Here is a 22,991-nt window from a genome sequence, read left to right as displayed (position 1 = left end):
AGGACACCCCGATGACCACCACCGACATCCGGCGCTTCGCCTACCTCCAGGGGGTGGGCCGGCACCGCCTGGGCGAGCGCCGCCTGGTCGACGACGCCGAGCCGACCACCACCAACGTGCCGCCGCCGCACGCCCGGACGCTGCACGGGCGGCCGCTGCCGCTCGGCACCCACGCCCTGCTGGCCGGCACCCCGTACCCGGGCACGCCACCGCCCACCACGCCCGGGCCCGGGTACGACCCGCTCGGGCACCTGCTGCTCACCGCCTTCGGGCTGCAGCGGCGCGAGCCCGGCAACCGGCACAACGACCACCGGGTCGCCGCGTCCGGCCGGGCCCGGTTCCCGGTGCACGCGTTCCTCGCCGGGGCGGGCCCCGCGCGCTACCTCGACCTGCACCGGCACGCCCTGGTCGACCTGGACGTCCCGGACCCGGCCCCGGACCTCCCGGCCCCGGGCGCGGACCCGACCGCCGACGCGGCCGGGGGCACCACGGTCGTGCTGGCCGCCCGCTACCAGGACCTGCCCGCCGCGTACGGACGGCTCACCTGGGCGGTGTGCGAGACCGAACTCGGCTTCAACCTGCGGGCGCTGTGCCTGGCCGCCGAGCTGTTCGGGGTGCCGGCCGCCGTCGACCTGTCCGGCGCCGCCTGCGCGGCCGGGGCCGCGCTGGTCCGGTCGGCCGGGGCGGGCCGCTGGTCGGCCCCGGTACCGGTCCGGCTCGGCGCCGCCGACTCCCCCGCGGCCTCGCTCCCGTTCACCCCGCTGCCCTCCGTCCCGCTGCCCGACGCCGGCACGGCCGTCCCCGCCGAACAGGACGCGCTGCTGCACCGGGACGACCCGTGGACGGCCGAGGCCGCGGCGGTCAGCGCCGAACGGCTCGGCCTGCCCGCCGCCCCGCCCCGCCCGGCTCCCGCGCGCCCGGCACGCCTCACGCGCCCCGCGCGGTCCGCCGCCACCGGCACGACCTGGGCCGAGGTGCTGTGGCGGCGCTCGTCCGGCCGGATGCCCGACCAGCGGTACGGCTTCGCCTTCCGGCCGTCCGAGGTCCCCGCCGAGGCACTGCGGGACCTGCTCGACTGGACGCTCACACCGCCGCCGCACCCGCTGCTCGCCGAGGTCGTCGCCCGGCTGCGGCTCACCGTGGCGCTGGACGGCGTCGCCGGCCTCCCGACGGGCCTGTACGCCGTCGAGGACGGCCGGGTGGTCCTGCGGCGGGCCGCGCCCCGGCTGCCGGCGGCGCTGCAGACCGGCTTCGGCCAGCAGCCGTCGCCCAACACCGACAACGGGGTGCGGCACGCCTCCTCCGCCTGGCTGTTCTCGGTCGACCTGGACGCCCTGCTGGCCGACCACGGCCCGGCCGCGTTCGCCCTGCTCCACCTCGGCCTGGGCTGGGCGATGCACGGGCTGTGCCTGGCCGCCTCCGCCCACGGTCTGGCCGCCCGCCCGGCCCGCTCCTTCGACGAGCACCACGTGCAGCCGCTGTTCGGCCTCCAGCGAAAGGACATCCCCGTGTTCATGACGGTCTGCGGCACCGCCCGCCACCCCGCCCCCAGCCTGGACCTGCGGTCATGAGCGTCCCCGTGCCCGACGCCCGCGGCTGGCGCAGCTGGCACCTGCACGTGGCCTCGCCCGACCCGCAGGCCCTGGAGGACCTGCTGCTCACCGCCGCCGCCCCGACCGTCCGACAGCTCCTGGACGAGGACGCGGAACACCGACTGCCGCCCCGCCCCTGGTTCTTCCTCCGCTACTGGCAGGGCGGCCCCCATCTGCGGTTGCGCATATCAGGCTTGACGGAACGTCAGGCCACGTGGGTGACCGGCTCGCTCGCCGACCGGACGGCGGCCGTCTGCTCCGCCGTCCCGGACGGGCAGCGGTTCACGCCCGAGGCCTACCGGGCCACCGCCGCCCCGATCGCCCGGCGCGGCGAGGCGGACGGGCCGATGGCGATCGAGCCGCTGCGGGCGGACGGCGTCCACCCGGCCCGGTACGAGCCGGAGTACCGGCGCTACGGCGGCGAGGAGTTCATGACGGCCGGCGAGGAGCTCTTCCACGCCTCCAGCGTCGTCGCGCTGCGCGCCTGCCGCGCCCGAGCCGGCCACGGCCGCAACCTCACCGACGGGGTCGAGGCGATGGCGGCCGGCATCGGCACCTGGCCCGGCGACCGCGCCGAACTGCTGCGCGCCGTACGGAACTCCTGGCAGGCCTGGGCGGCCTCGGCCGGCACCCCGGGCGCCGAAGACCGGGCCACCGAACGCCGGGCCACCGCCGACCCCGCCACCGAAGACCGGGGCACCGCCGACCTCGCCGCCGAGCGCTTCGAGCGGGCCGCCGCCACCCAGGCCGAACGCCTCCGGCCGGCCGCCGACGCGCTGCGGGCCGTCCTGGAGGGCGCGCCCAGCCGGTGGTCACCCTGGACGGACCGGCTACGGGCCGCCGTACCGGTCTGGACCGAACGGCACGGCACCGCCCGCGCCGCCCGGATCCTCGGCTCGCACCTCCACATGACCCAGAACCGGCTCGGGGTCGGCGGCGGACGCGAGGGCTTCCTCGCCGCCGTCCTGCTCCACCTCCTCGCCGAAAGGACGGCAGTGTGACCCTCGGGACCGCCCCGGACGACCCGCCCGTACTCGAACTGACCGACGTCCGCAAGGCGTTCGGCCAGGTGACCGCCGTCGACGGCCTGTCGCTGCGGGTCGGTCCGGGCGAGATGGTCGCCTTCCTCGGCCCGAACGGGGCGGGCAAGTCGACCACCATCGACCTGGTGCTGGGCCTCAACCGGCCGGACTCCGGCACCGTCCGGGTGTGCGGGCGGAGCCCGGTCGCCGCCGTCCGGCGCGGCGAGGTGGCCGCCGTGCTGCAGAGCGGCGGGCTGCTGCGCGACTTCACGGTCGCCGAGACCGTCGAGTTCATCGCCTCGCTCCACCCGCAGGCTCCGCCGCCCGCCCGGGTGCTGGAGCGGGCCGGCCTGACCGCGCTGGCCGACCGGCGGGTCGGCGACTGCTCCGGCGGCCAGCAGCAGCGGCTGCGCTTCGCGCTCGCCCTGCTCGCCCGGCCGCGGCTGCTCGTGCTGGACGAGCCGACCGCCGGACTGGACGTCGAGGGCCGCCACGAGTTCTGGTCCGCCGTCCGCCGTGACGCCGACGCCGGCCGTTCGGTGCTGTTCGCCACCCACTACCTCGACGAGGCGGACCGGTTCGCCGACCGGATCGTGCTGGTGGCGCACGGCCGGGTGATCGCCGACGGCCCGGCCGGCGCCCTGAAGAACCTCGCCTCGGGCCGTCTGGTGCGCGCCCACCACCCCGCTGCCGATCTGGCGGCGCTGCGGGCCTTCCGCGGCGTGGAGTCCGCCGAACTGCGCGGACCCACCCTGCTGGTGACCACCCGTGACTCGGACGCGCTGGCCCGGCACCTGCTCACCGCCACGGCCGCCCGGGACGTGGAGATCAGCGGCCAGAGCCTGGAGACCGCCTTCCTCGCCCTCACCGGCTCCACCGCCACGGCCGCCTCCGCCGCAGCGGGTGCCTCGGCCGCAGCGGAGGCCGTGCCGGCCGGGAGCGCCTCATGACCGCCCCCGCGCTGCCCCGCCTCGGCGGCCTGAACCCGGTCGCCGTCCGCCTGGAGATCCGCCGCGTCCTGCGCAACCGCCGGACCGTCCTGTTCACCGTGGCCATGCCCGCCCTGTTCCTGCTCAGCTTCGGCCTGCCCAACGGCGGGCGGCAGGCCGGCCGGATCGCCGTGCTGCCGCTCACCGTGATCAACATGGGCGTCTACGCGGCGATGCTCGCCGCCACCTCCTGCGGGGCGGGGGTCGCCCTGGAGCGCGGCGTCGGCTGGACCCGTCAGCTGCGGCTCACCCCGCTGCTGCCGATCGCGTACGTCGCGGTCAAGGTGGTCACCGCCATGGCGATCGCGCTGCTGGCGGTGGTGGTGCAGTACCTGCTCGGCGCCGCCTCCGGCGTGCGGATGCCGCTGCGGGTGTGGCTGCTGTCCGGGCTGATCGGCTGGCTCGGGTCGGCCGCCTTCGCCGCGCTCGGACTGTTCGTCGGCTACCTGCTGCCGTCGGAGAACGTGATGCAGTTCGTCGGCCCGGCGCTGGCCCTGCTCGCGCTGCTCGGCGGCCTGTTCGTCCCCCTGCCGCTGCTCCCGGACGGCGTGCGGACGGTCGCCGCCCTGACCCCGCTGTACGGCGTCGGGCAGCTGGCCCGCGCCCCGCTGACCGGGGAGGTGTCGCTCGGCGCGGTGGCCAACGCCGTGCTGTGGACGGCGGCGTTCACCGTCGGAGCGGCCTGGCTGCACCGCCGGGACACCGTCCGGGCCTGATCCGCGCCGGACCCTGAAGGGCCCGACGGCCACGGGACACCGCCCCGCGGCCGTCGGGCCCTTCCGCTCCTTCCCGCGGCCCGGCCCGGCCGGTCAGCCACCCCGGCCGGTCAGCACTCCGGCCGGACCAGCCCCAGCCCGACCGCCTGCACGCCCGCCTGGAACCGGCTGACCGCGCCCAGCTCCTGGAGGATCGCGGCCACGTGCCGGCGACAGGTCCGCAGCGAGAGGCCGGTCCGCCGGGCGATCTGCTCGTCCTTGGCGCCCGCCGCGAGCAGCGCCAGGATCTCGCGCTTCACCCGGTCCTCGACCAGCGGCGACGGCTCGGCGCCCGGCTCCCGGCGGGGTGGGGCTGCCCGGACCCACACCGCCTCGAAGAGCTGCTGCGCCAGCCCGACGGTCACCGGATCCCGGCTGACCGTCACCCGCAGTTCCCCGCCGGGCGTGCGGTCCGGCAGGACCACCGCGTCGCCGTCGACCAGCAGGAGGTCCCGCACCCGGGACCCGGAGACCCGCACCCGCGCGCCACCGGAGTCGCACAGCCGGAAGATCCGCCCGGCGGCGGGGGACGCCCCGGGCCCCTGGTCCAGCACCGCCAGTAACCCCACGCCCGGCGCGAGCAGGCCGGCGGATCTGGCCAGCAGCGGGAAGAACTCCTCCGGGGCCTGCCCGATCGAGCTCAGCCAGGAGACCTGGGAGCGGGCGTGCGCGGCCAGGCTGCCCAGCAGTCCGCGCACCGCCTCCGTCCCGGCCACCTCGACGACCGTGCCGACGCCGCCCCGGCCCTCACCGCCCGGCGGCGCCGCGGCCGGTTCCTGCCGCAGGACCTGCAGGAGCGGGAGCAGTCCCGCCAGTTGGTCCATCGTCGTGTCCAACGCGTGCTGCCAGCTGGTGGCTTCACGGTATCCGTACGTCACTGGCTCTGCCCCTTGGCTCGGTGAGGCCTGCTGTCCGACCCCGCTCGTAGCGTGCGGTGGTGAAGCGGTGGAGATCGGATCGACCCATAGGCGAAAGGTCTTGACGAGCGGTCGGAAGTATCCGCGGATCCGGAATCTATGCGCGTCCAAGATCGCTGGGTATCCGTAGAAGTACTGAAACGGTCTTACGCAGAAACGGTGTCGCCCCGTATGGTCGGTCCCGATCGGGGGCAGCCTCCGCCGATGACCGGCGGGTGTTGAGGCGGGGTGCGAGCTGAGCGGGAAGTGGGAATCCGAACGGCGACCGGCACCGACCGGACTGGTCGGACGGCGCATCGAGGTCCGGCGGTGGGACGACGTGCTCGACCGCCTCACCGTCCGCGGGCAGGTCGTCGAGGTCCCGGGAGACCCGGGCATCGGCAAGACCCGGCTGATCGCCGAGTTCGTCTCGCGCGCGGCCCGCCGGGGGATCCGGGTGCTCTCCGGGCGCGCCGCGGAAGCCGAGTCGGCCGTCCCCCTGCACGTCTACCAGGACGCGCTGAGCGGGCGCCTCGACCGCACCGACCGGCACCTCCCGGCCGGCGAAGGACGGTTACTCGCGGCCGCGCTCGGGCCGGGCCACCTCGACCCGGCCGACGGCCGGCCGGCGCCCCCGGCCGGCGCGACCCCGCACCCGACCGCGCCCCACGAGCGGCCCGAACCCCACGGACAGCCCGACGGCCGGGCCCAGCAGTACGGCGCGGTACGGCGACTGCTCTACCGGACGGCCCGGCTGCAGCCCACCGTGCTCGTCCTGGACGACATGCACTGGGCCGACCCCGCCTCCGCCGCACTCACCGACTACCTGATCCGGCACCCGGTCGCCGCGCCCTTCGTCCTGCTGCTCGCCCACCGGCCGCGCCAGTCGCCGCTGCGGCTGCTCGGCGCGCTCGCCGACGGCGCCACCGCCGGGACCGTCGTCCGGCTGCCGCTCGCCCCGCTCGACCGCTGCGCCTGCGCCGACCTGCTCACCGCCGCCCACACCCCCGCGCCCACCGACGCCGACGCGGACCGGCTGCACCGGCAGAGCGGCGGCAACCCGCTCCTGCTGCTGGCCCTGGCCGCCGCCGCCCGGCACACCGACCCGCTGCACCCGGGCCAACACGCCGACCGGCCGCCCGAACCGATCACCAGCGGCCTGCTCGGCGAGATCGCCGGGCTGGACCGCTCCGCCCGCCTGGTCCTCGACGCCGCCGCCGTGATCGGCGACCGCACCGGCCTGGAGACCCTCGGCCTGGTCGCCGGACTCCGGCCCGACCCGGTCCGGCACGCCACCGCCGACCTGGTCCGCCGCGACCTGCTGCGGCCCGTCCCCGACACCGGGCTCTTCGAGCTGCGCCACCCGCTGCTCGCCCGGATCGTCCACGAGCACACCGAACCCGTCTGGCGGCTCGGCGCCCACCGCCGCGCCCTCGACGGCCTCACCCGGGCCGGCGGCCCGCTGGCCAACCGCGCCCGGCACGCCGCGCTCTGCCTCGGCGGCCCCGACGACGACGCCGTCCGCCTCCTCGAACAGGCCGCCGCCGAGTACCTCCACCACACGCCGCGACGCGTCCTCGGCTGGCTGGAGGCCGCCGACCGGGGCCTGCCCGACTGGCCGTCCACCCGCGAGCAGCGGCTGCGCCTGGTGCTGCTGCGCGCCCGCGCCCTCACCGCCTGCGGCCGGCTCCCCGAGGCCCGCGCGCTGCTGCACGACGCCCTGCGCCGGATCCCCCGGCAGCCCGGCGCGCTGCGCACCGAGGGCGTCACCCTCACCGCCCGCACCGAGCGCCTGCTCGGCCGGTACGCGGAGGCCGCCGCCCTGATCGCCGAGCTGTCCGGCCCGGGGCCGTCCGGTCCCGAGCCGTCCGGTCCGGGGCCGACCGCCGTGCCCGACGACGCCGAGTTCCTGCACGAGTACGGCACCGTCGCACTGCTGAGCGGCGACTACCCGGCCGCCGCGGCCCGGATCGACACCGCCGCCGAGGAGGCCCGACGGCTGGGCGACCACCCGACCGAGGCCGCGCTGCGCGCCCTCGACGGCCTCGGCCGCGCCCAGACCGGCGACGGCCGCGGCGCCCTGCGCTCGCTCGACCGCGGCGCGGCCCTGGTCGACGGGCTCTCCGACGCCGACCTCGTGCCGCACGTCGAGGTGCTCGCCCAGCTCGGCTGGGCCGAGGTGCTCACCGACCGTCCCGCCGACGCCGCCCGCCACCTCCGGCGCGGGCTCGACCTGGCCCGCCGTTCCGGGCAGAGCCACCTGCTGCCGCACCTCGTCCTCGGCGAGGGCTTCCGGCTGCTGTGGACCGGCAGCCTCGTCGCGGCGGCGACGGCGGCGCGGGAGGCCGCCGCCGCGGCCCGCACGCTGGACAACCGGGACCTGCTCGGCCTGGCGCTGGCCCTGGAGGCGGGGGCGGCGCAGTGGCAGCACGGCGTCCGGGACGCCGACCTCGCCGTCGACCTCGCCACCCTGGCCGTCCGGGCCGGGGAGTACCCGCGCACCTGGTGGCACTGCAGCGCCGCCATGGTGCTGTCCCAGACCCTGCTCGCGGCCGGCCGGTTCGCCGAGTGCCGTCGCACGGTCGTGGAGTACGGCGGCGGCGAGGACCTCTCCCGGATCGGCACCGTGCTGCTGCCCGGGGCGCTCGCCACGCTCTCCGCCGCGGCCGTGGGCGACGGCGACCTGCCCGCCGCGGCCCGCTGGTCGGACCGGGCGCTGGTCGAGGCCGAGCGGACCGCCATCGGCTCCCAGCTCGGCTTCGCGGAGCGGGCCCGCGCCGAGCTGCTGGCCGCCCGGGGCGACCACGCCGAGGCGCTGCTCCTGTTCACCCGCGCGGCCGACCGGATGCGGGCCGCCGGGTTCCGGGTGCAGCAGGCCTGGACGCTGGCGCTGGGCGCGCCGCTCCACCACGCCCTGGGCCGGTCCGCCGACGCCGAGCACTGGCTGCGCCGGGCCGCCGCGCTGGCGGCCGAGACCGGGGCGGAACGGGTCCGCGAGCGGGTCGGGGCCGTCCGGCAGGAGGCCGCGGAGGACCGCGCCGCCTCCGCCGTGGACGAGATCCTCAAGTCGCTCACCACCCGGGAGCGGCAGATCGCCGAACTGGTCCGCACCGGCTCCCGGACCCGGGACATCGCGACCGACCTGTTCCTCAGCCCGCGCACCGTGGAGAGCCACCTGGCCAAGGTCTACCGGAAGCTCGGGGTCGCCTCCCGCACCGCGCTGGCGGCGGCGCTGAACCTGGAACACAGCCGCCGGGCCGACTGAACCGGCCCGGGCCACGGGACACCCCGGCCAAGGCGCGTCCGGGCTACGGGACGTCCGGACTACGGGACGTCCGGACTACGGGACGTCCGGGGTGAGGGCGAGGACGGCGAGGTCGTCGGCGAGCAGGCCGGCGTACTGGTGGACGTCCTCGGCCAGGAACGCGACCAGCCGGTCCGGCGCGGTGGTGCCGAGGGCCGCGAGGCGCGCCGCCAGCGGGTAGAACGCGCCGTCGGCGTCCCGGGCCTCGCTGACGCCGTCGGTGTAGAGCACCACGGTGTGGCCCGGGGGCAGGGCGACGGCGATCGGCTTGCCGCGCTCCTCGACGGGCCCGAGGTGGCCGAGGCCCAGCGGCAGCTCGTCCGCGCAGGGCACCGGGGATATCCCGCGCCCGGTCAGCAGCAGCGGGGTGGTGTGGCCGCGGTTGACGATCTCCACGCAGTCGGAGCCCGGCCGGTACTGCAGCAGGACGGCCGTGGCGAACAGCTCGTCGTCGCCGCGGTCGGCGGCGTCACGCAGGACCGCCCGGTCCAGCTGGTCGGCGAGCTCGACCAGCCCCGGGGTGTCGTACGCGGCCGCCCGGAACGCGCCGAGCACGTCGGCGACGGTCCGGACCGCGCCGAGGCCCTTGCCGCGGACGTCGCCGAGCAGCACCCGCACGCCGAAGCGGGTGTCGCACACCTCGTACAGGTCGCCGCCGACCAGCACCTCGGCCTGGGCCGAGCGGTAGACGCCGGCCACCCGCAGTCCGCCGGCCCGCTCGGGCACCGGCCGCAGCACCGTCCGCTGCAGGGTCTCGGCGACGGTCCTGGCCTGCAGCAGGTTGCGGTTCTGCCGGGTGCGCTGCCAGGACAGGGCGGTGCCCATCACCCCGGAGAGCAGGGTGGCGATGTAGACCCAGACGTGGTGCTGCTCGTTGATGTGGCCGGCGCGCAGGGCCAGGACCAGCTGGAGGGCCAGGGAGCCGACGGTGGTGGTGGCGGTCAGCACCGGGCCGTAGCTGAACGCGGCCACCACGGGCAGCGCGGTCAGCAGGAAGCCGGCGGCGACGGCGTCCGGGACGACGGCCTCCGCGATCAGGTCCAGCGCCAGCAGCACGAGCGGGAGCCACAGGACCCAGCGCGGCACCCGGGGCTCCAGCGCGGCGGGGCGCGACGGGCGGGGCGCTGTGGGCACGGCGGGACCTCCTGACCGGCGGCCGCTCCGGGGCGGATCGGCCCGGAACGACCGGTTTCGCCCCTCCATGCTCTCCCACGAACGGCCCCGTCACGAACGGCCGAACGTCCCGTCCTCCGAACCGCCCGCCGGACCGTCCTCCGAAGGACCGGACGGACCCGGCCCCGAGACCGGACCGACCCGCCCCGGACGGGTCAGCGAGGTCAGCGCACGGTCACCGGCAGGGTCTCGTACCCGCGCAGGACCAGCCGGTCCCGCCGGGTGGCGACGCCGCCGGGGGCGAGCCGCGGGAAGCGGTCGAGCAGGGCGGGCACGGCGACCTCCGCCTCCAGCCGGGCCAGCTGGGAGCCCAGGCAGAAGTGCTGGCCGCCGCCGAAGCTGAGCGGCTGGCTGTCGGTGCGGGTCGGGTCGAAGTCGTCGGGGCGCTGGTACCGGGCCGGGTCGCGGTTGGCCGCACCGATCAGCAGGGTCACCTGGCTGCCGAACGGGACGGGCAGCCCGTCGACGGCCAGGCCCTCCGCCAGCGCGACCCGCCCGGTGACCTGCACCGGGGAGTCGAAGCGCAGCACCTCGTCGGCGAAGCCGGCCGGGGTGACCGCGCCGTTGCGCAGCCCGGCGGCCGCCCCGGGGTGGCGGAACAGCAGGGCGAGGCCGTTGCCGAGCAGGTTGGTGGTGGTCTCGAAGCCGGCCACCAGCAGCAGCACCAGGTTGGCCAGCAGCTCCTCGGCGGAGAGCCGCCCGCTGTCCTCGGCGGCGACCCGGGCCAGGTCGCTGACCAGGTCGTCCTGCGGGCGGGCCAGCCGCTCGGCGGCCAGCTCGGTGAAGTACCCGGACAGCTCGTCCGCCGCCCGGTCGGCCTCGGTCAGTTCGCCGAGGTCCCCGCTGAGCTCCAGGACGGCGGTCAGGTCGGAGGCGAGGCCGCGGAAGCGGTGGCGGTCCCGCTCGGGCACGCCGAGCAGCTCGCAGATCACGCCGACCGGCAGCCGGTAGGCGAAGGCGTCCATGAAGTCCACCGGCGAGCCGTCGGCGCCCCGCTCGGCCATCCCGTCCAGCAGCCGGGCCACCGACGCCTCCACGGCGGGGCGCAGCGCGGCGACCCGGCGGGCGGTGAACACCGAGGCGATCAGCGAGCGGACCCGGGGCTGGTCGGGGGCGTTGCGCTGCAGGATCGAGCGGCCGAAGAGGGCGATCGAGGGGTGCGCGAGGAACTCCGGGGTCAGGCCCGCCATCATGTCGGCGGTGGCGACGCCGAAGGCGGGCGTGCGCAGCACCCGGTTGACCGCCGCGTAGCCGCTGACCACGAACACCCCGCCTCCGGCCGGAGCCACCGGGCCCAGCTCGCGTGCCTTCGCGTAGAGCGGGTACGGGTCGGCCTTCACGGCGGTCTCCGTCAGCAGCTCGATGATCGTCGCGCCGTCCATGCGGTTCTCCCCTCCCGGATGACGGAATCGCCCGTCCTGGTTCGTGAACCACCGGCGGGCGCGCCGGAGTTCCCGCGCGGGACGGGCGGTCCCGGCCGACCTGCCGACCGGTGCGGACCGGTGCGGGCCGAGGCGGGTTCGGGGCCGGGCGGGACCGGCTCGGTAGGCTGGCCGGCATGGAGATCTGGATCAACCCGCGCTGCGGCAAGTGCCGGGCCGCGCTCGGCGGGCTGACCGCCGCCGGCGTCGAGTACACCGTGCGGCGCTACCTGGAGGACCCGCCGACCGCGGCCGAGCTGGAGCAGGTGCTGGAGCGTCTGGGCCTGGAGCCGTGGGACATCACCCGCATCGACGAGCAGGCCGCGAAGGACCTGGGGATGAAGGGCTGGCCCCGGGAGGCGGGCGAGCGGGCCCGCTGGATCGCGGCGATGGCCGAGCACCCGATCCTGATCCAGCGCCCGATCATCACCTCGGACGACGGGCACGCCGTCGTGGCCCGCACCCCCGAGGCCCTCAGGTCCGTCCTGCCGTAGGCCCCGCCCGACCGGCCGACTCCACCGGTCGGCCGGTCGGGCGCCCGGTGAGGCCGGCCGTCAGTGCACCCGGATCGTCTCCACCGGAAGGCCGGGGTGCCAGTTGCGGACCAGCAGGTGCTCGCCCTCGACGGCGGTGTGCACCACCTGGTCCAGCTCCAGCCGGAAGGCGTGGAACGGGGTGGGCGGCGGCTCGGGCAGATCGGCGGCGAACGCGGCGAGTTCGGCCTCGTCGGTGATCTCGAAGGCCCGGCCGGCGACCTTGGAGTCCCCGCCGGCCATGGTCTCGTCCCCCGGGTGCGCGTGCAGGGCGAAGCGGGCGTCGCGCTGGAGGTCGCGCGCCTTGACCGCGCCGTACATCGACCCGATCCACAGGTCGTCGCCGACGAACTCCACCTCCGTCCCGCTGACCCGGGGCGAACCGTCCTTGCGCAGCGTCGCCAGGACGTGGTGCTTGTCGGCCTCGAACCGGGCCCGTACCAGGGGTGCCAGCTCGGGAGCCTGCTGCTCGAAATCCTGCCAGGTAGCCATGGCGCCAGTCTGGCACCGGGCACTGACGAGCGCCGTCCGCACGACGCCGCACGACCGGTGTCAGAGGTCGGTGCCACACTGGCGGGGTGACCACCACGACCACGTACATCGCGTTCCTGCGGGCCATCAACGTCGGCGGCCGGACGGTCAGGATGGAGCGGTTGCGGGCGCTCTTCGCCGAGCTGGGGCTGACGGGCGTCCGCTCGTACATCCAGAGCGGCAACGTCTTCTTCACCACCGACGGGCCCGCCGGCCGGCCCGAGCGCGCCGCGCTGACCGGGCGGATCGAGGCGCACCTGGAGCAGGCGCTCGGGTACCCGGTGCCGGTGATGCTGCGGACGGTGGACGAGGTCGCCGACCTGCTCGCCGCCGAGCCGTTCCGGGGCGTCGAGGTGACCCCGGACGTCCGACTGCTGGTCGCCTTCCTCTCCGAGCCGCTGCCCGCCGAGCTCGCCCGTCCGCACCGCTCGCCGAAGGGCGACGTCGAGGTGCTCGGCGCCGGTCCGGGGGCCGCTTACGTCGTGATCCACCTGCGGGACGGCAAGTGGGTCGGCAAGGACCTGTTCGGCAAGGCCTACCGGGGTTCGGTCACCTCCCGGTTCCTGCACACCACCGAGAAGATCCTGGCCGCCGCCCGCAAGGCCTGACGGCCCGGACGGCCTGCGGGAACCGAGCGAACCCACGCGGAACGACGCGGAACCGCGTGGCCGGAGGGGACGTCTGGACTGCCGTGACGTACGAACCACGCGCCCGCACCCGGCGTGATCTGGACAGCCCGAGCCGGCCGAGCCGACAATTCGGCCATGACGACACCTGAGCTCCCGACCGGCAGGGTCCGGCCCTCCGACGCCGAACGGGACCAGGCGCTCGGGGTGTTGAAGGACGGCGCGGGCAGCGGGCGGCTCTCGCACGACACCTTCCTCGGTCGGATGGACATCGTCCTGCGGGCCACCAGCCGCGGCGAGTTGGACGCGGCGGTCGACGGGCTGCCGACCGGTGGGCCGGTCGAACGGTTCGTCCTGCGCACGGTCGGCCGGGTCTCCGGCTTCGGCGACCGGCTGAACCGGGCCTGGCGCACCGAGCGGCTGCCCGGGCTGAGCCTGCCGCAGGCCGGTGCGGCACTGCTGACGATCGGCCGGATCCCCGGCTCGGGGCTGCGGCTGCACGACGCCTCGGTCTCCCGGCGGCACGCCGAACTCCGGCAGGAGGACGGCGGTTGGGTGCTGTACGACCTCGGCTCGACCAACGGCACGCACGTCAACGGGCGCCGGATCGCGGGCGGCGTCCGGGTCCGGCCGGGCGACCAGGTGCGCTTCGGGAACCTGGAGTTCCGGCTCGCCACCCCTTGAGCCACCCGCTGAGCCACCCGCTGGGTCACCCGCTGAGCCGCCGCCGCACGAACGCCCGGCGGACGCCCGGCCCCCGCCTTTCCCGTCCGGTCAGTGCGGGAACTGCCGGGGCGGCCGCTGCCGGGGCAGCTCGTCCTGGAACTCCGCGATGGTGGTGGCGATCTGGCGGGTCACCACGGTCCGCTCCAGCCGGTCCAGGTAGCGGTGTTCGGCGGCCAACGCCTCGACGGTGACCCCGAAGTAGATCGCCATCAGCGGATTGACGAACAGGTCGCTGCCCTTGGTCCGGTCGGTGAACCGGACGTCGCCGAACTCGCCGCGCAGGGCCGCCGCCACCGAGCCGTTGACGATGCTCGGGTGCTCGGGGAAGGCGGCCCGGGCGTGCTCGACGGCGTCCAGGTAGAGCGCCCCCTCCCGGCTGTCGCGCGGGATGGAGAAGGCGCCGAGGTAGCCGCCGGCCCGGTCCAGCGCGGCGAGGTTCTCCAGCACCAGCGTGTGGTTGACACCGTGGAAGGCGTCGATGCCGAAGCCCAGGCAGGCGACCAGCCGCTCGGACACCTCGGTGAGCCCGGCCACCGCCGCCAGGCTGGCCATGTCCTCCTCGGGGGTGCCGAGTCCGGCTTCGTCGCCGCGCATCAGGATGTCGGTGCCGCCGTCCACCAGCAGGACGGCGTCGATGCCCAGCCGGGCGACGAGGGCGCGGTAGCCGTCGCGCAGCGGCTGCACGCCCACCGACGGGAAGGCCCACACGGTGTCGGGCATCCCGTGCCGGTGCAGCCAGCGGGCCAGCGTGCGCTCCGGGAAGTAGCCCTCGGGGCCCGGGGTGTCCGGCCGGATCTCGGCCACGTCGGGATCCGCCCACACCTCCAGCGGCAGGCCGTAGAGGTGGGTGAAGGAGAAGTTGGCCAGGTGCACCTCCTTGCCCGCGGCGCGCAGGGCGAGGGCGATCGGCAGCCCGGCGTACACGTCGAATCCGCCGCCGGCTCCGGCGATCAGGATGCTCTCGGCGGCCAGCAGCCGGGTGATCAGCGGGGGTTGCAGCAGTGAGGTCACCGGCGGACGGTAGCACCGGGCGGACCGAGCGGACCGGGTCCGCTCCGCCGACGTGGCTCGACCGCCGTGCGGGAACAGGCATCCGGGGGCTGCGCCGGGAAGGGCCGAGGGCGACGGGTGGGCGCCGGGGAAGGGGGTCAGCCGCGCTCGACGTGGATCTCGGCGAAGTGCTCGTCCTCGTCCGCCTTGCGGACGGTGACCTTGACGTTGCCGACGGCGGTCTCGGACTCCTTGTCGACCGTCTTCCCGGTGTCGCCGATGGTCACCTCGGCGTACCTGTCGGTGATGTGACCGACCGTCATCGTCAGCGGGCTGTCGCCGCCGAAGACCCTGACGGTCGTGGAGGCGTCCGCGCCGTCGGTCCTGATGCCGACGGTGCACTGGTGGCCGTCGAGGCATTGCGCCACGCCGCCCTCACAGGCGGTCAGTCCGGCGCCGAGCGTCAGGACGGCACCGGCGGCGAGGATCGTCGAGCCGAACCGGAAGCGGGTCCGGAAGCGGGTCCGGAAGCGGGCCGGGGGGCCGGTGCGGAAGCGGGCGCGGTGGGCCTGGGCAGTGCTGCTCGGCGTGGTCATGCCTCGAACGGTAGTGAGCAGGGCATGCCCCGCCATCGACCGTCGACGGGAGGACTGCCCTGGTGCGGCCCGGATCGGCCGGGCGGTCGAACCCGAGGACGATGGGTCGAATCCCCTAGGTTCACAAGGGAGTTGTCCGACGGACCGGCCGTTCGCCACGCCTCCGGTACGCCTCCCGCAGATGCCGGAGGCACATGCCACGCGCGTAGATCGACGGCCCGCGAAAACGCCCGCGGTCAGTCGGTGATGCTCCCCAGGTCGTCGCCGCCGAAGCCGCCCCCGAGGCGGTTCCCCCCGCCGCCCGCCGCGCCGTCGCCCGGCCCCCACAGCGGCGCGGTGCAGCGCTGGTACGTGGCCTGCCAGTGCGGCCAGTTGCGGGCGACATCGTCGTCGCACTCGGCCAGCAGCCGCTCCACCACGGCGGGCTCGACGCCGTCCAGCAGCCAGGCCAGCGCGTCCGCCGTACCGGGGCCGTCCGCCACGCGCAGCAGGTCCAGCAGCTCACCGAGGCCGCCGAGCCGGGATCCGTCGGCGACCACCCGGTCCATCCGGGGCAGCAACTGGCGCTCCTCGATCCGCAGGTGGGTCTCCAGCCGGGCCGCCAGGTCCTCCATCGCGTACGCGACCGGCCAGGCGCTGCCGGTGTCCCGGCTGGCGATCCGGACCAGCGTGGTGACCCGGGTGAACGAGTGGTCGAGGTTGTGGTGGTCGGCCTCCAGCCAGTTGAGCAGCAGCCGCAGCTCGGGCGCGAAGCGGCGCACGATCGGCCAGATCCGGGTGTCCTGCTGCTCGTGGTGGCAGGTCAGCATCGCGGTCAGGAAGGTCCAGTGCCGCAGCAGCGCCTCCCCCTTGTCCTCCTCGTCGGGCTGGAGCAGCCGCAGCGCGTTGGGCAGCCGGGCGAGGTCGCGGCGCAGCGCGGCGTGCACCAGCCGCAGCCCGGCGAACCGCACGGTGGCCGGGTCGTCGTCCGCGGTCCGCCCGCACGCGTCGGCGCCACGGGTGACGGCGCCGGACTGCCCCTGCGGGGGCACGACGGGGGCGGGCGGGGGCAGCAGGTGGATCGGCATGGCACTCTCTTCACGGCTTGGGGCAGGACGGGTGGTGGCGGCCGGTGAGGACCACCCCAGCCAAGGTGCCCGCAGTCGATCAGGAGCGAATCAATGTCCGATTGACGCGCAGGTCAGAGCGTTTATCGCGGCGGACGCAACGCTCCCCGGCGACCGTCCCGTGGTACCGGGTGAGGGCGCGCGCACCGGGCGCGCCGGGCAGTCCAGGGGAACAGCGAGGCCGCATGTCACCGGAGCAGGAGCAGTCGTTCGACGAGTTCGTCTCGGGGCGGTACGCCGCGCTGCGCCGCACCGGCTACCTGCTCTGCGGCGACTGGCACCTCGCCGAGGACCTGGCGCAGACCACACTGGTGAAGCTGTACGCGCGCTGGAACCGCCTGCGCGATCCGGAGTCCGCGGCCGGATACGCCCGGACCACGCTGGTCCGCACCTACATCGACACCCGGCGCCTGCGCCGCTCGCACGAACTGCCGTCGCCGGACCTCCCGGAGCCGCCGGCGACCGGGCCGCGCGCCGCGGCCCCGGCCGACCCGGCCCGCCGGCTGGCCCTGCTGGCCGCGCTGGCGCAGGTCAGCCCGGCCTACCGGGCGGCGCTGGTGCTGCGGTTCTGGGAGGACCAGTCGGTCGAGGCGACGGCGGCGGCCCTGCGGCAGAGCCCCGGCACGGTGAAGTCCAACACCAGCCGGGGCCTGGCCCAACTGCGCGTGATCCTCGGCGACTCGCTGCTGGAGATCGCGGCAAGCTGAGCCCGGGCGGACGCCCGGCCGGACGCACCGGCGGGGGCAGCAGGGACCGGCCGAACGCACGGACCGAACCGGGCGCAGCCCGCCGGACCCGGACACCGGGGCGGCACGGGCCGCCGCCCGGCACGAACGAGAGACGAGAGGGAGGCGGGTTTGAACGGGGACGATCCGGCGTTCGACGCCGACGACATGGGGGCGCTGTTCCGCGCGGTCCTGGACCAGCCGGAGCCGGCCGCTCCCCCGGAACTGCTGCCGGAGGTCCGCCGCTCGGGCGCCCGGCTGCGCCGCCGGCGCCACCTGCTGGCGACGGTCGCGACCGCGACCGCGGTGGGCCTGCTGGCCACGGCGGGCTGGGCGGTCCGCGGGCGGACCCCGGCGGAGGACTCCGGCCGGGCGCTCCTCCCGGCGGCGGGCGCTCCCGGCGTACCGGTCGCGGCGCCGAGCCCGTCCGGGACGTCCTCGCCCTCGGCCGCGCCGTCCCCGACGGCCGGCGGAACGGCCGACGCGACGGGTGGCCCGACCCCGACCGGAACGGCCCAGGAGGGCAGCCGGGGCCTGCTCGCCCTGCTGCGCGCCTACCCGCCCGAGGAGATCTGGACGGTCGCCAGAGGCGTCGCTCCGGAGAGCCTCCTGCTGACCAGGAAGGACGGCGGCACGGTCCGGGTGAGCCGACGCCTGGAGGGACCCTCCGGACCGCTCGGCGGCACCGGCTCGCCGTGCGGACCGCGCTCGGGCACCCGGGGCCCGAGGAGCCCGGAGGGCAAGGACTGCGTGGGCACGAAGCTGCCGGACGGCTCGGTGGTCTGGGCGTTGCACCCGCTGTCGGTCGCCGCGCGCGGCCAGGAGGCCGAGGTCCGGGTCGTCGCCCCGGACGGCCTGGTGTACGCCCTGCTGTTCGTCCGGGCCGAGACCCAGCCGTACCCGCGGCCGGACGATCCGACCCTGGCGCTGCCGCAGCTGCTGGTCCTGGCCGGGCAGCCGGGGTTCCTGCAGGCGCTCCGGGACGGCTGGGGGGACACGATCACCGGCCCCGCCGGGACCTCCGGCCCGGCGGCGACCTCCACCCCGTCGCCGACCCCCTGACCGCCCGCGGCCGCCGGGCGGTCCGGCCGCCGCAGGGGGCGCCGCCCCCACGGCCCCGGACGGCTCCGGACGGCCCGGACCGGACCGTACGGCCCCGGACCGGCGTCAGTCGTTCGCCGGCCCCGCCAGGTTCTTGCTCAGCCACTCCAGGGTGTCCGGGATCATCTTCTTGAAGTCCGAGGTCAGGTGCTTGCCCCCGGGCTGCTCGTAGTACGTGATGCCCACCGGCGCGGCGGCCTTGGCCACCCAGGACTTGACCACCTTGGTCTCGTACGGGTTGGCCCCGCCCGCGGTGACCAGCATCTTCACGTCGGCCTTGCCCTCGGCGACCAGCAGGTCGGGGTTGTTGGCCGCGCGCTCGGCGTCGTGGCCCTTCCACAGGCCCGAGTCCGGGATGAAGTAGCCGTCGATCGGCACCGCGGCCTTGTAGACGTCCGGGTGCTGCAGGGCGAGCTTGGCGCTGCAGAAGCCGCCGGTGGAGGCGCCCATCACACCCCAGCCGTCGCGGCCCTGCACGGTGCGGAAGTTGGCCCGGACGAAGTCCGGGATGTCCTGGGCCATCCAGGTGCCCATCTTGGGCTGGCCCGGGATGTCGGAGCAGTCCAGCGCGTTCTTCTCGTCGCCGTTGAAGTTCTGCACCGGCATGACCATGATGAACGGGTGGGCCTTGCCCTCCTTGACCAGCCGCTCGTTCTCCTCCTGGATCGGCAGCTGGTTGTCGGTCCAGGTGTTGTAGCCGTTGCTCTGGCCGCCCGCGAAGAGGGTGAGCACCGGGAAGCCGGTCTTGGCGAACTTGGGGTCGTTGTACTCGGGCGGCAGCCAGACCCAGACCTTGCCGGAGACGCCGGACTTGGCGCCGGTCACGGTGGTCAGGAAGATCGGTCCGGCCGCGGTGTCCCGGGCCTTGGTGAGGTTGGCGTTCGGGCCGGTCGGCATCAGCACCTTGCCGGGCGTGGGCGCCGCGCCGTCCGGGGTGGCCGAACCGCCGGCCGTCGGGGTGCCCGCGGCACCGCCGGTCGCGGCCGGGGAGGCGCCCGACGTGGCGCTGTCCCCCTTCCCACCACCGGAACTGCCGCAGGCCGCGAGCGCGGCGGCCAGGGCGAGCACGGCGGCGCCGGACAGGACGGCACGGGAACGGGACGACTGCCTAAGCACGGGGACTCTCCGACCATGTCGCGCCCGGTCCGTCTGACCGGGCGGCGGCCCCCCGGTGGGGCCGGACAGACCCGGGGACACGGTGCTGGTACGGCCCCCGGAGCGGTGGCCCGCCGTCCCTCGCGGGGGCGCGCCTTCCTGCGATCTTATGACGTGGCCCGGGGTGGCCCGGTTGCGCGTCGGCCACCGGAAATCCAATGTTTGTTCGCGATCAGGTAAAACCCTTCACCTCGCCCGCCGGACGGCGGGGGCCGGGCGGCGGGGGGTCACCGCCACGACCCCGTCCGGGCACCGGATTTCGGGTGCTTCCGACCGGTGACGTCGGCCTGCGGATCCGGAACGATCTCCTCGAAGCCCAAGAACCGACCAAGCCACGGCACCACCGGCACCCGCACCACCGCAGCACCACTGACACCGACACCGGCACCGGCACCGGCACCACCGCGACACCACCCCCGAGGAGAGCCCCATGCCCCAGCAGATCGCCGTCGTCACCGGAGCCGGGAGCGGCGTCGGCCGCGCCGTGGCGGTGGAGCTGGCCGCGGCCGGCTGGCTGCCCGTGCTGGCCGGCCGGCGGCCCGGGCCGCTGCACGAGACCGCCCGGCTCTGCGGCGCCCCGGCCGACGTGGTGCCGACCGACGTCACCGACCCGGCCGCCGTGGACGCGCTGTTCGCCGCGACCGCCGAGCGCCACGGCCGGGTGGACCTGCTGTTCAACAACGCCGGCGGCTTCGGCCCGGCCGTCCCGGTGGAGGAGCTGGCGGTCGAGGACTGGCGGGCCGTGGTCGACCTCAACCTGACCGGTGCCTTCCTCTGCGCCCGGGCGGCGTTCCGGCAGATGAAGGCCCAGGACCCGCAGGGCGGCCGGATCGTCAACAACGGCTCGATCGCCGCGCACGTCCCGCGCCCGCACTCGATCGCCTACACCGCGACCAAGCACGCGGTCACCGGCCTGACCAAGTCGCTGTCCCTGGACGGCCGCCCCTACCGGATCGCCTGCGGGCAGATCGACATCGGCAACGCGGCGACGGACCTGACGGCGGCGATGGGCGCGGGCGTCCGGCAGGCGGACGGCCGGATCGCCCCCGAGCCGGTCATGGACGTGGCCGACGTCGCCCGGACCGTGCGGCACATGGCGGAGCTGCCGCCGGAGGCGAATGTGCAGTTCGTCACCGTGATGGCGACGGCCATGCCGTACATCGGGCGCGGCTGACCCCACCCCCGGCCGGTCGGTCCCCGGCCGGTCACTCGTCGTGCGAGTGCCGGTAGCGCAGCGCCCCGCCGTCCTCGTCCAGCCGGTAGACGCTGGTGGTGGGCCAGTACTCGCCGCTCTCGGCGGCGGGCAGCTCGGCGCGGAGCGCCATCCGCAGGGCGGGCGGCGGGGCGGCGGCCTTGACGCGCTTGCGGTGGCCGTCCCAGCGGCCGCCGCACAGTTCGAGGTCCAGGACGAGGGGGGTGGTTCTCATGCCGCGATGGTGCCAGTGCCCGTCCGTCCGACGAGGTTTGAATCGGCACGGCCACCCGCACGAGGGAACCCCGTCAGGCCAGGCTGACGGGGTTCCCGGGGACGCGACGGGGACGCGACGGGGACGCGACACGATCACGGCGAGGTGGGCCGGGACGGGCTACGGCCGCCAGGTGTCGTTCAGCGTGACGACCCCGCCGGCCGGCACGGTGGCCGTCCGGTTGGCGCCGGACTCCCAGGTCACCGCGCCGCTCGCGTCCTTGCGGAGGTACTTGTACTGGACGGAGGTCCCGGCCGGCAGCGAGAGGGCGAGCGACCAGACCGGGTAGCCGGCGGAGGACAGCGGCAGCGCCTTCGCCGGGTCCCAGCCGCCGAGCGCCGCGGCGTCGCCGACCACGTAGACGTCCTGGCCGTACACGGTGGTCGCGTTGACGTTGAACGAGGCGCCGGAGACGCTCGCCCCCGGCTGGACGTACAGCGCGACCGCGTCGCCCGCGCCGACCGTCGCGGTGAACTGCCCGTTCGCGCCGACCTGGTAGGTCGGGCCGGTGCAGCCGCCGCCCGGCTGCGGGTCGCCGTGCTGGACGTCGCAGTAGCTGCCGGCCGGCAGCCCGGTCTGGAAGGTCCGGGTGATCGCGCCGCTCTCGTGGTTCAGCGCGACGTAGCCCTTGTTGCCGCGGCCGAAGGCGATCGCGTTGTTGCCGTCGGACCACCAGTCGGTGACCCCGGTGCCCGCGACGGCGTTGCGGAAGCCGACCATGTTGGCGATCTGCCGCCAGGCGTGGGTGCAGTTCCAGCCGTCCTGGTAGCAGGCGTTGACGGTGCCGCCGTTGGGCGGGCCGTCGTCCTTGTTGGTGAAGCCGTACCCGGAGTAGATGTTCGGCGAGCCGTACGTGGAGGCCAGCAGGAAGACGTTGGCCAGCGTGTAGGTGTTGCCGTAGGTGTAGTTGAGGGTGGAGCCGTTGCGCTCGGTGTCCCAGTTGTCGAGGAAGCTGCGCGCCTGACCGCTCGGCAGGTAGCCCCAGGAGGCGCCCCAGCCGTTGAGGTCGGCGAGCTTGCCGCCCGCGAAGACGCGTTTGAGGTCGGTGCCGACCCGGAACTCGTCCACGTCGCCGTTGCCGGTGTACTCGGTGGGCTGGATCGGCTCGCCCGCGCCGTAGATGACCTCCTGGACCCAGTAGGCGCCGGGGTTGGCCGTCCTGGCCTTGATCGCGGCGAGGTCGGCGGCGGCGATGTGCTTGGCCGCGTCGATCCGGTAGCCGTCCACGCCGAGCGAACCGAGGTCGTCCAGGTAGTGCGCGATGGTGCTCTGGACGTACGCGCTGCCGGTGTCCAGGTCGGCGAGGTTCACCAGCTCGCAGTTCTGGACGTTCGAGCGGTCCTGGTAGGTGCTGATCGGCTGACGGCAGGAGTGGAAGTCCTGGTCCTGGTAGGTGCCCGGGTAGGTGTACTTGCTGTACGCGGTGCCGCCGGTGCCGGTGCCGGAACCGGCCGACATGTGGTTGACCACCGCGTCGGCGATCACCTTGACCCCGGCCGCGTGGCAGGTGTCGACCATGTTCTTGAAGGACGTGCGGTCACCGAGCCGCCCGGCGATCCGGTAGCTGACCGGCTGGTAGGAGGTCCACCACTGCGGACCCTGGATGTGCTCCTGGGGCGGCGAGACCTCGACGAAGCCGTAGCCCTTCGGGCCGAGCGTCGAGGTGCAGGCCTGGGCGACGGAGTCGAAGCGCCACTCGAAGAGGGTCGCGGTGACGTCCTTGCCGTTGTTCGCGGGCGGGGCGGCCTGGGCGGCGGGGGCGCCGAGGGTGGTGCCGAGCGAGAGCGCGAGCGCCGTCGAGGCGGCGAGAGCGCCGGCCGTGCGGGCACGCCTGGGGGTCCCGCCGGCCGAAGGCCGGGGGAGGGTGGGGGCGGTGGTGACCACGTCGTCTCCTGGGGGGTGGCTGGGGTGGGGCAGCCAGGGAATGAAGCCTGCAGGAAGTTTCTGTAACTTGCCGGAAACTTGCAGCGCTGAACCTAGGGTCACCCGGAGAGACCGTCAAGACCCTGCGCAGATACGTTTCTGCATCGCCGTTCCCACCCCACCGTTCCCGCCTCGCCGGAGCGGGGCCCGGCACGACAAGGGCCCGGCACGACAAGGGCTCAGCACGACAAGGGCCCGGCAGCCGTAGCCGCCGGGCCCCTCACCTGTCCTGGTTCACCGGTCCCTCAGCGGGAGCCGGCCCGGGCTCAGCCGGTCTGGACGGAGGTGTCGTCGATCACGAAGCTCGTCTGCAGCGAGGAGTCCTCGGTGCCGGTGAACTTCACGGTGACCGTCTGGCCCG

Annotated in this window: 21 protein-coding genes; 11 read left to right on the top strand and 10 right to left on the bottom strand. The window is 75.5% G+C overall.

Annotation, left to right across the window (positions count from 1 at the left end; all coding sequences use genetic code 11):
* The first annotated feature begins 11 nt into the window (after positions 1–11).
* From AB0Q99_RS09065 to AB0Q99_RS09050, 4 genes are read left to right on the top strand one after another with little or no spacing between them, the layout of a single operon-like run.
* Complete coding sequence (locus AB0Q99_RS09065) at positions 12–1,571, top strand: hypothetical protein (RefSeq protein ID WP_363569665.1); 1,560 nt, start codon at positions 12–14, stop codon at positions 1,569–1,571.
* Positions 1,568–2,593 (top strand): thiopeptide-type bacteriocin biosynthesis protein, encoded by a 1,026-nt coding sequence (locus AB0Q99_RS09060; RefSeq protein ID WP_363569664.1) that lies wholly within the window; start codon positions 1,568–1,570, stop codon positions 2,591–2,593. Before AB0Q99_RS09065 ends, AB0Q99_RS09060 begins: the two co-directional genes overlap by 4 nt.
* Complete coding sequence (locus AB0Q99_RS09055) at positions 2,590–3,564, top strand: ABC transporter ATP-binding protein (RefSeq protein WP_363569663.1); 975 nt, start codon at positions 2,590–2,592, stop codon at positions 3,562–3,564. The genes AB0Q99_RS09060 and AB0Q99_RS09055 overlap by 4 nt, the downstream gene beginning before the upstream one ends.
* Positions 3,561–4,319: an ABC transporter permease gene (locus AB0Q99_RS09050; protein ID WP_363569662.1), complete on the top strand. Its 759-nt coding sequence runs from the start codon at positions 3,561–3,563 to the stop codon at positions 4,317–4,319. Before AB0Q99_RS09055 ends, AB0Q99_RS09050 begins: the two co-directional genes overlap by 4 nt.
* A gap of 110 nt (positions 4,320–4,429) precedes the next feature.
* Here the strand turns inward: AB0Q99_RS09050 and AB0Q99_RS09045 are convergent, their stop codons facing one another.
* On the bottom strand, positions 4,430–5,236 hold the full coding sequence (locus tag AB0Q99_RS09045; protein ID WP_363569661.1) for a helix-turn-helix transcriptional regulator: 807 nt from the start codon (positions 5,234–5,236) through the stop codon (positions 4,430–4,432).
* A gap of 274 nt (positions 5,237–5,510) precedes the next feature.
* Between AB0Q99_RS09045 and AB0Q99_RS09040 the strand changes: the two genes are divergently transcribed.
* A complete protein-coding gene (locus AB0Q99_RS09040) occupies positions 5,511–8,519 on the top strand; it encodes an AAA family ATPase (RefSeq protein ID WP_363570028.1) in 3,009 nt (1,002 codons plus the stop codon).
* A 75-nt stretch (positions 8,520–8,594) separates the two neighbouring features.
* Here AB0Q99_RS09040 and AB0Q99_RS09035 read toward each other — a convergent pair whose 3' ends face one another.
* On the bottom strand, positions 8,595–9,692 hold the full coding sequence (locus AB0Q99_RS09035) for a PP2C family protein-serine/threonine phosphatase (protein ID WP_363569660.1): 1,098 nt from the start codon (positions 9,690–9,692) through the stop codon (positions 8,595–8,597).
* A 203-nt stretch (positions 9,693–9,895) separates the two neighbouring features.
* Positions 9,896–11,113, bottom strand: coding sequence for a cytochrome P450 (locus tag AB0Q99_RS09030; RefSeq protein WP_363569659.1), 1,218 nt, complete (start codon positions 11,111–11,113; stop codon positions 9,896–9,898).
* Between the two features lie 176 nt (positions 11,114–11,289).
* Between AB0Q99_RS09030 and AB0Q99_RS09025 the strand changes: the two genes are divergently transcribed.
* Positions 11,290–11,646 (top strand): arsenate reductase family protein, encoded by a 357-nt coding sequence (locus AB0Q99_RS09025; protein WP_363569658.1) that lies wholly within the window; start codon positions 11,290–11,292, stop codon positions 11,644–11,646.
* 60 nt (positions 11,647–11,706) lie between these two features.
* Here AB0Q99_RS09025 and AB0Q99_RS09020 read toward each other — a convergent pair whose 3' ends face one another.
* Positions 11,707–12,177, bottom strand: coding sequence for a pyridoxamine 5'-phosphate oxidase family protein (locus AB0Q99_RS09020; protein ID WP_363569657.1), 471 nt, complete (start codon positions 12,175–12,177; stop codon positions 11,707–11,709).
* A gap of 86 nt (positions 12,178–12,263) precedes the next feature.
* Between AB0Q99_RS09020 and AB0Q99_RS09015 the strand changes: the two genes are divergently transcribed.
* A complete protein-coding gene (locus AB0Q99_RS09015) occupies positions 12,264–12,824 on the top strand; it encodes a DUF1697 domain-containing protein (protein WP_363569656.1) in 561 nt (186 codons plus the stop codon).
* A 156-nt stretch (positions 12,825–12,980) separates the two neighbouring features.
* Entirely contained in the window at positions 12,981–13,526 is a 546-nt protein-coding gene (locus AB0Q99_RS09010; protein WP_363569655.1) for a DUF1707 and FHA domain-containing protein, read from the top strand.
* A gap of 90 nt (positions 13,527–13,616) precedes the next feature.
* Here the strand turns inward: AB0Q99_RS09010 and AB0Q99_RS09005 are convergent, their stop codons facing one another.
* The 3 genes from AB0Q99_RS09005 to AB0Q99_RS08995 all read right to left on the bottom strand — a co-directional run bounded on the left by AB0Q99_RS09005 (position 13,617) and on the right by AB0Q99_RS08995 (position 16,221).
* The gene (locus tag AB0Q99_RS09005) at positions 13,617–14,579 is read right to left on the bottom strand and encodes a DUF1152 domain-containing protein (RefSeq protein ID WP_363569654.1); all 963 of its coding nucleotides are present in this window, start codon (positions 14,577–14,579) and stop codon (positions 13,617–13,619) included.
* Positions 14,580–14,716: 137 nt separating this feature from the next.
* Positions 14,717–15,154 carry a hypothetical protein gene (locus AB0Q99_RS09000; RefSeq protein WP_363569653.1) on the bottom strand — a complete coding sequence of 146 codons (438 nt, stop codon included), beginning with the start codon at positions 15,152–15,154 and terminating at the stop codon, positions 14,717–14,719.
* Between the two features lie 236 nt (positions 15,155–15,390).
* Positions 15,391–16,221 (bottom strand): hemerythrin domain-containing protein, encoded by an 831-nt coding sequence (locus AB0Q99_RS08995; protein ID WP_363569652.1) that lies wholly within the window; start codon positions 16,219–16,221, stop codon positions 15,391–15,393.
* Between the two features lie 224 nt (positions 16,222–16,445).
* Between AB0Q99_RS08995 and AB0Q99_RS08990 the strand changes: the two genes are divergently transcribed.
* Complete coding sequence (locus AB0Q99_RS08990) at positions 16,446–16,967, top strand: SigE family RNA polymerase sigma factor (protein WP_363569651.1); 522 nt, start codon at positions 16,446–16,448, stop codon at positions 16,965–16,967.
* Between the two features lie 150 nt (positions 16,968–17,117).
* Positions 17,118–18,047, top strand: coding sequence for a hypothetical protein (locus AB0Q99_RS08985; protein WP_363569650.1), 930 nt, complete (start codon positions 17,118–17,120; stop codon positions 18,045–18,047).
* Between the two features lie 105 nt (positions 18,048–18,152).
* On the opposite strand, the gene AB0Q99_RS08980 is transcribed toward AB0Q99_RS08985, so the two are convergent.
* Positions 18,153–19,202, bottom strand: coding sequence for an alpha/beta hydrolase-fold protein (locus AB0Q99_RS08980; protein WP_363569649.1), 1,050 nt, complete (start codon positions 19,200–19,202; stop codon positions 18,153–18,155).
* Positions 19,203–19,671: 469 nt separating this feature from the next.
* Here AB0Q99_RS08980 and AB0Q99_RS08975 point away from each other — a divergent pair, with 469 nt between their 5' ends.
* Positions 19,672–20,415: an SDR family oxidoreductase gene (locus tag AB0Q99_RS08975; RefSeq protein WP_363569648.1), complete on the top strand. Its 744-nt coding sequence runs from the start codon at positions 19,672–19,674 to the stop codon at positions 20,413–20,415.
* 31 nt (positions 20,416–20,446) lie between these two features.
* Here the strand turns inward: AB0Q99_RS08975 and AB0Q99_RS08970 are convergent, their stop codons facing one another.
* Positions 20,447–20,668, bottom strand: coding sequence for a hypothetical protein (locus AB0Q99_RS08970; protein ID WP_363569647.1), 222 nt, complete (start codon positions 20,666–20,668; stop codon positions 20,447–20,449).
* A gap of 159 nt (positions 20,669–20,827) precedes the next feature.
* Positions 20,828–22,591, bottom strand: a complete 1,764-nt coding sequence (locus AB0Q99_RS08965; RefSeq protein WP_363569646.1) for a carbohydrate-binding module family 20 domain-containing protein — start codon at positions 22,589–22,591, stop codon at positions 20,828–20,830.
* Between the last annotated feature and the right edge of the window lie 400 nt (positions 22,592–22,991).

The sequence above is a fragment of the Kitasatospora sp. NPDC086791 genome, from assembly GCF_040685975.1.
In the GTDB taxonomy this organism is placed as follows: Bacteria; Actinomycetota; Actinomycetes; order Streptomycetales; family Streptomycetaceae; genus Kitasatospora.
This window is presented reverse-complemented; position numbering and strand designations above follow the sequence as displayed.